Source organism: Leisingera sp. F5 (assembly GCF_001593695.1).
The window spans coordinates 1-6755 of the sequence record NZ_LUKH01000093.1 but is presented as its reverse complement, the minus strand read 5'-3'; the positions used below and the strand labels follow the sequence as shown (position 1 = coordinate 6755).

Annotated in this window: 7 protein-coding genes; all 7 read left to right on the top strand. The window is 63.1% G+C overall.

The annotated features are described in order from the left end of the window. A partial coding sequence (locus A2I95_RS24380) for an ester cyclase (RefSeq protein WP_291734008.1) occupies positions 1–300 on the top strand: 300 nt, incomplete at its 5' end. Between the two features lie 10 nt (positions 301–310). Further along, positions 311–1642 carry a histidinol dehydrogenase gene (hisD, locus tag A2I95_RS24375; RefSeq protein ID WP_291734006.1) on the top strand — a complete coding sequence of 444 codons (1332 nt, stop codon included), beginning with the start codon at positions 311–313 and terminating at the stop codon, positions 1640–1642. A 91-nt stretch (positions 1643–1733) separates the two neighbouring features. Next, a complete protein-coding gene (locus tag A2I95_RS24370; RefSeq protein ID WP_291734004.1) occupies positions 1734–2789 on the top strand; it encodes an ester cyclase in 1056 nt (351 codons plus the stop codon). Beyond that, positions 2789–3553 (top strand): SDR family oxidoreductase, encoded by a 765-nt coding sequence (locus A2I95_RS24365; protein ID WP_291734002.1) that lies wholly within the window; start codon positions 2789–2791, stop codon positions 3551–3553. The genes A2I95_RS24370 and A2I95_RS24365 overlap by 1 nt, the downstream gene beginning before the upstream one ends. Further along, positions 3550–4581 (top strand): LacI family DNA-binding transcriptional regulator, encoded by a 1032-nt coding sequence (locus A2I95_RS24360; RefSeq protein ID WP_291734010.1) that lies wholly within the window; start codon positions 3550–3552, stop codon positions 4579–4581. The genes A2I95_RS24365 and A2I95_RS24360 overlap by 4 nt, the downstream gene beginning before the upstream one ends. Continuing rightward, positions 4578–5567, top strand: coding sequence for a nuclear transport factor 2 family protein (locus A2I95_RS24355; protein WP_291734001.1), 990 nt, complete (start codon positions 4578–4580; stop codon positions 5565–5567). Before A2I95_RS24360 ends, A2I95_RS24355 begins: the two co-directional genes overlap by 4 nt. Positions 5568–5729: 162 nt before the next feature. Continuing rightward, positions 5730–6689 carry a cupin gene (locus A2I95_RS24350; RefSeq protein WP_291733999.1) on the top strand — a complete coding sequence of 320 codons (960 nt, stop codon included), beginning with the start codon at positions 5730–5732 and terminating at the stop codon, positions 6687–6689. The last annotated feature ends 66 nt before the right edge of the window (positions 6690–6755 follow it).

The window sequence follows — 6755 nt, the reverse complement described above, 5'->3', positions numbered from 1 at the left end:
GCCTTCTCTGACAAGGTCTGCATCGACGAAGCCCGCCTCTATATGGGCGAATGGGCCGCCGCCTTCGGCCGCCAGGAGGCCACTCACTCCGGCACGTTCCTAGGCATCGAACCCACCGGCAAGCGAGTCGAGATCCGCTACATGGACTTCTGGAAAGTCGTCGACGGCAAGATCGTCGACAACTGGGTGAACGTCGATTTTGCCCATGTAGCCGCTCAGCTCGGCGTTGACCTGTTCAACGGCGAAGGCTGGGAAGCATTTGACCGCGGCGAGAAAGTGCCGCCGCGCCCCGAAAACTGAGGACCTGACCATGACCATCGAATACCTGAAACGCGGCAAGCCTGAAGCGGACCGTGCCGAGGACGACGCCAAGACCCGCGCCGTGGTCGAAGCGACGCTGAAGGATATCGAAACCCGCGGCGATGCCGCCGTGCGGGAGCTGTCCGAGAAATTCGACAACTACAGCCCCGAAAGCTTCCGCCTCAGCCAGCAGGAAATCGACGCGCTGATCGCCTCGCTGAGCGAGCGCGAGCTGGAGGATATCAAATTCGCGCAGAAGCAGGTGATGAATTTCGCCCAGGCGCAGCGCGATTCCATGCTGGACATCGAGGTGGAGACTCTGCCCGGTGTCATCCTCGGCCACAAGAACATCCCCGTCCAATCGGTCGGCTGCTACGTGCCCGGCGGCAAGTTCCCGATGGTGGCTTCGGCGCATATGTCCGTCGCCACCGCCAAGGTCGCGGGCGTGCCGCGCATCATCGCCTGCACGCCGCCTTTCAACGGCAAGCCCAACGCCGCTGTGATTGCCGCGATGCACCTGGGCGGTGCCCATGAGATCTACGTGATGGGCGGCATCCAGGCGATTGGCGCAATGGCGATCGGCACCGAAACGATCGATCCCGTCCACATGCTCGTCGGCCCCGGCAACGCCTTCGTGGCGGAAGCCAAGCGCCAGCTGTTCGGCCGCGTCGGCATCGACCTCTTTGCAGGCCCGACCGAGACCATGGTGATCGCTGATGAGACCGCTGCCGATGCGGAACTGTGCGCAACCGACCTGCTGGGCCAGGCGGAGCATGGTTACAACAGCCCCTGTGTTCTGCTGACCAACTCCCGCAAACTGGCGGAAGAAACTATGTCTGAGGTGGACCGGCTGCTGGACGTGCTGCCGACGGCCGACACTGCCAAGGTGTCCTGGGAAGAATACGGTGAAGTCATCGTTTGCGACACTTATGACGAGATGCTGCAGGTCGCGGATGACATTGCCTCTGAGCACGTGCAGGTGATGACGGACCGCGACGACTGGTTCCTGAAAAACATGACCTGCTACGGCGCGCTGTTCCTCGGCGCGCGCACCAATGTCTCCAACGGCGACAAGGTGATCGGCACCAATCACACCCTGCCGACCAAGAAGGCGGGCCGCTACACTGGCGGACTATGGGTTGGCAAGTATTTGAAAACACACAGCTATCAGAAGGTTCTGACAGATGAGGCAGCAACCCTGATCGGTGAATACGGCTCGCGGCTGTGCATACTGGAGGGGTTTGTTGGACATGCCGAGCAATGCAACGTCCGGGTGCGCCGCTATGGCGGCATCAACGTGCCTTACGGAGAGGCGGCGCCTTACCGCGAGGTCGGCGAATAGACGCAAAGCGGGCTTTGGGGGCCTTGCCCCCAGGCCTGCGGCCTTCCCCCGGGAGTATTTGAGACCAGAAAGAAGCTGGATGCAGTCAGAGATGGAAACGGACGTACATAGCGGCAACAAAGCACGGCTGGCGCCGCTGCGGGCCGCGATGCGCGACTTTGAGGCAGCACCCGTGCGGGCGGCCTTGGAAGCTGTTGTTACGCCGGATGCTGCCGTCCATCTCGGCCATCCGTTTGGCGATCTGCTTGGTCCCGGACCGTTGTTTGACACTGCCTATTTGCCGCTATTGGCAGCCTGGCCGGATCTGGAGCGGCGCGACTGTATCGTTATGGCGGGCCGCGACGAGCACGGGTTCGACTGGGTCGGTTGCTGCGGTTGTTACACCGGGACTTTTCTGGCACCCTTGCTGGATATTCCGCCAACCGGTCATCAGGCGGCGATGCGGTTTCATGAGTTCTTCCGCTTTGAAAACGGCAAAGTGGCTGAGATGCAGGCGCTCTGGGATATTCCGGAGGTGATGATGCAGGCCGGATCCTGGCCGATGGCCCCTTCGCTGGGGCGCGAGTGGCAGGTGCCAGGCCCCGCCACCCAGGACGGGGTGCGGGCCGGCCCCTATGATGCAGGGCAAAGTACCGCCAGCCGCAACCTGGTTCTGGAGATGCTGGAGCATCTGCAGCGCTGCCCCAGCCAGGGCGGGCCGGACGTGATGGAAATGGAGCGTTTCTGGCATCCGCGGATGAACTGGTACGGGCCTGCGGGCATCGGCACTGCCCGGGGCATCGCCGGTTTCCGCCACTGGCACCAGATCCCGTTTCTGAATGCGATGCCGGACCGGGGGCAGCACTCCCGCGGTCTTACTTTTCATTTCTTTGGCGACGGCCCTTATGCTGCGGTCACCGGCTGGCCTAGCATGCGCCAGACCGTCACCGCCGATGGCTGGCTGGGCATTGCGCCCGCAGGCAAACAGATCGAACTGCGTTCGCTGGATTTCTGGCGGCTGGAGAATGGGCTGATCCGCGAGAACTGGGTGCTAGTCGACCTTCTGGACGTCTACCGCCAGCTGGGCGTTGACGTCCTGGCCCGGCTGCGCGAGTTCAACAAGGCCCGCAACATGGGTCCAATAGCAATCCCGGATGGAATGACCTGATGCCAGAGCTGCCCCGCACCCCTTCTTTTGATCTGACCGGAAAAACCGCACTGGTCACTGGTGCCTCCTCAGGCATCGGTCAGGGCTGTGCCGCCGCGCTGGCAGGGGCCGGGGCGCATGTGGTTTGCGCCGCGCGTGGCGCTGAACGGCTGCAGGAAACGGTCGCAGCGCTGCAAGCAGAAGGCTATTCAGCGGAAGCGCTGGTGCTGGATCAGGCCGATCTCGCTGCCTTGCGGCCAGCTCTGGAAACCCGCGCCTTTGACGTCGTGGTAAACTCGGCAGGCCTGGCCCGCCACGGTCCGGCGGTTGAAACAACACCCGAAGATTTCGACGCGGTGATGGGCGTCAATCTCCGCTCGGCCTATTTCCTGTCGGCCTGGGCGGCACAGGCCATGATGGCCGCAGGCAAACGCGGCTCGATCATCCATATCTCAAGCCAGATGGGCCATGTCGGCGGCATCGACCGGGCGGTCTACTGCGCCTCCAAACACGGGCTGGAGGGCATGGTGAAATCCATGGCCATCGAGTGGGGCAAATCAGGGGTGCGGATCAACACCGTCTGCCCAACGTTCATCAGGACACCGCTCACCGAACAGACTTTTGCCAATCCCGAGCGCGCCGCCTGGATAATGGAAAAGATCAAGCTGGACCGCATCGGCGAAGTAGAGGACATCATGGGCGCGGTGCTCTATCTGGCCTCGCCTGCCTCGGACATGGTCACCGGCACCTCAATGCTGATCGACGGCGGGTGGACGGCGGACTGATGGCAGAGAAAATCACATCCCTTCAGGTCGCGGAACGTGCGGGCGTCAGCCAATCGGCAGTCTCGCGCGTGTTTACCCCCGGCGCGTCAGTCAGCAAAAAGACTGCCGACAAAGTAAAGAAAGCCGCCGCCGAGCTGGGCTACCGGCCCAACGTGCTCGCCCGCGCCATGGTGTCTGGGCGTTCGCGCATCATCGGGCTGGTGGTGGCCTATCTGGAAAACCAGTTCTACCCCGAGGCCATTGAGAAGCTGTCCAACGCGCTGCAGGAACATGGTTATCACGTGCTGGTTTTTCTCGCCTCGCAAACCTCCGGCAATGTCGAGGACGTGATGGAGGAGATCCTGGACTATCAGGTCGATGGCATTGTCACCGCATCGGTCGCCATGTCCTCGGATATCGCCGAACGCTGCCAGGCTGCGGGCGTGCCGATGGTGCTTTTCAACCGATCGCAGGATATCGAGGGCATCACCTCCGTCACCTCCGACAATTATGCCGGCGGGCGCAAGGCAGCGGAGTTTCTGCTGGCAGGCGGCCACCAGCGGATCGGCTATATCGCAGGCTGGGAGGGGGCCTCGACCCAGCGTGACCGCGAGGCCGGGTTTCTGGCAGCCCTTCACGATGCGGGCGCGGATCTGTGCTGCCGCGAGAACGGCCAGTTTCACACCGAGACCGCCCGCGAAGCCGCCCGCAAGATGTTTTCCCGGCCCGCTCTGCAACGCCCTGATGCCGTCTTTGTTGCCAATGACCATATGGCGCTGGCAGTCATGGATGTGATCCGCTTTGAGCTTGGCCTTTCGGTGCCCGGTGATGTTTCCGTCATCGGCTATGATGATGTGCCACCGGCCGGCTGGCCTGCCTACAACCTCACTACAGTGCGCCAGCGCGCCAATCTGATGGTCGATGAGACCGTCGCCGCGCTGATGGAGCATATCAACACGCCTGAAACCGCCAACGCCAGACGGGTCGCCATCGACGGGCCGCTAATTGTGCGCGGCTCGGCACGGATACCCGAAGGATGGACCTCATGAAGGGTTTTGACCCGAAATTCCGCGACTTCCCCGACTACATCATCGGGATCACTCATGAAATCTGGGAAAGCCGCGGCTTTGCCACCCTGCATGACTATTACGCGCCCGAGATCGTGGTGCGCATGCCCGGATCGGTCTCCACCGGCAACCAGGGTGTGATCGCGGCCACTATGGCTACCCTATCGGAGTTCCCCGACCGCACCCTCTTGGGGGAGGACGTGATCTGGTCCGGCAGCCCGGAAGAGGGCATGCTGTCCAGCCACCGCATCCTGTCGACCGCAACCCATCTGGGCGACGGTGCCTTTGGCAAGGCCACCGGCAGGCCGCTGGTCTACCGCATCCTGGCGGACTGCCATGCGCAGCGCAATGCCATCGACGACGAATGGCTGATCCGCGACAACGGCGCCGTGGTGCGCCAGATGGGCTGGGACCCGGTGGAGTTCTCCCGTGACCAGATTGCCCGCGAAGGCGGCCCCGAAGCTTGCGTCAAACCGCTCTCCCCAACCAATGACCTGGAAGGTCCTTACAAGGGCCGCGGCAATGATAACGCCTGGGGCCAGCGCCACGCCGATCTGCTGACCCGGATAATGAATGCCGACATGCGCGCCATCCGGTCCGAATACGACCGCGCCGTGCAGTCTGAGTACCCCGGCGGTGCCACCGGCCACAGCTTTGACCCGGTGGAACGCTTCTGGATGGGGCTGCGTGCCTCGCTGCCTTCGGCCGCATTCACCATCCACCACCAGATCGGCCGCGATGATCCCAACATGCCGCCGCGCTCCGCCCTCCGCTGGAGCCTGCACGGCAAGCATGACGGCTGGGGCAGCCTGGGTGCGCCTTCAGGGGCTGACCTTTATGTGCTGGGCATCAGCCACGCCGAATGGGGCGAGCTAATCGGCGGCGATATCAAGCTGCGCCGCGAATGGACGTTGTTTGACGAAACCGCGGTGCAAAAGCAGATCCTGCTGCACACGGGCGCGCTCTAAGTGATCGCGTTCGGCGCATATCAACTGGACAACCGGCCGGCCACGCGCCGCTATCACCGGCACCGCGCCTCGCTGCGCGCGCGCCGGCTGAACCTGCGGCCGCCTGGTTGATGGGGCATTCTCCTCCCTCCCTCATCATCCCGGCACAAAAGGAAACCCGCCATGAGCACCATTCAATCCCGCATCGTCCGCTACGGCGAGCTGCGCCCTTGCAAGACGGCTTTCATCGACGCCCACACCCCCGGCTCGGACCAGAAAGAAAACTTCACCATCATCGGCGGCGGCGTGTCGGAATCCCCGGATCAGCACGTCCACATCACCGACAAGATCGGATTCAACATCGGCGCGGCGGGCCAGCCTCCGAAATGCCGCAACAGCCTGCACAGCCACACCACCGCCGAGGTGTTCTTTGTCGCCAAGGGCCGCTGGCGCTTCTTCTGGGGCCGCTATGGCACTGCGGGTGAATTCATCGCCGAGGAAGGCGATATCTTCAACATCCCGACAGGCATCTTCCGCGGCTTTGAAAACGTCGGCCAGGACTACGGCATGATCATGTCGATCCTTGGTGGCGACGATGCCGGCGGCGGAGTCACCTGGGCCCCGCAGGTGATCGAAGACGCCCGGGCCCACGGCCTGATGCTCGGCGACAACGGCGTGCTCTATGACAGCAAGAAAGGCCAGGAACTGCCCCGCAACGTGCGCCCGATGCCGCTCTTGACCGAAGAGGAACTGAAAACCTACCCCGAGGTCCCGGTCGAGGACGTCATGGGCAGATATGTGGCCCGCTACTGGGACCTGATGGCGTTGTCGGCGAACAAGCCTGCCGTGGTGATCGGCGAAAACGGCTTGCTCAAGGACAAGCCCGGCTTCGAAGTCGATTTCCTGGGCCGCGGCTCCAGCGTCCCCGAGCAGATCAAGGCCGGGAAGCCGGTTGTTCTGATGCCCGCCAGCGGCCACTGGCGCATCACGATCAACGATGTCGATACCACGCTTTCGGTTGGCGACACGGCCCTGGTCCTGCCCGGCGAAAGCTACAGTGCGGCACCGTCGATGACCGGAAACGCAGGCCTCTACCGCATTACAGCAACCGACGATCCCGCCGGCGCCACCTGGCAAGGCTAACCGCAGTTTCCTCCTGTGCGGCGCCGTCCGCTGCACAGGGGGTGTACAGGGGGTGTACGCATTGAA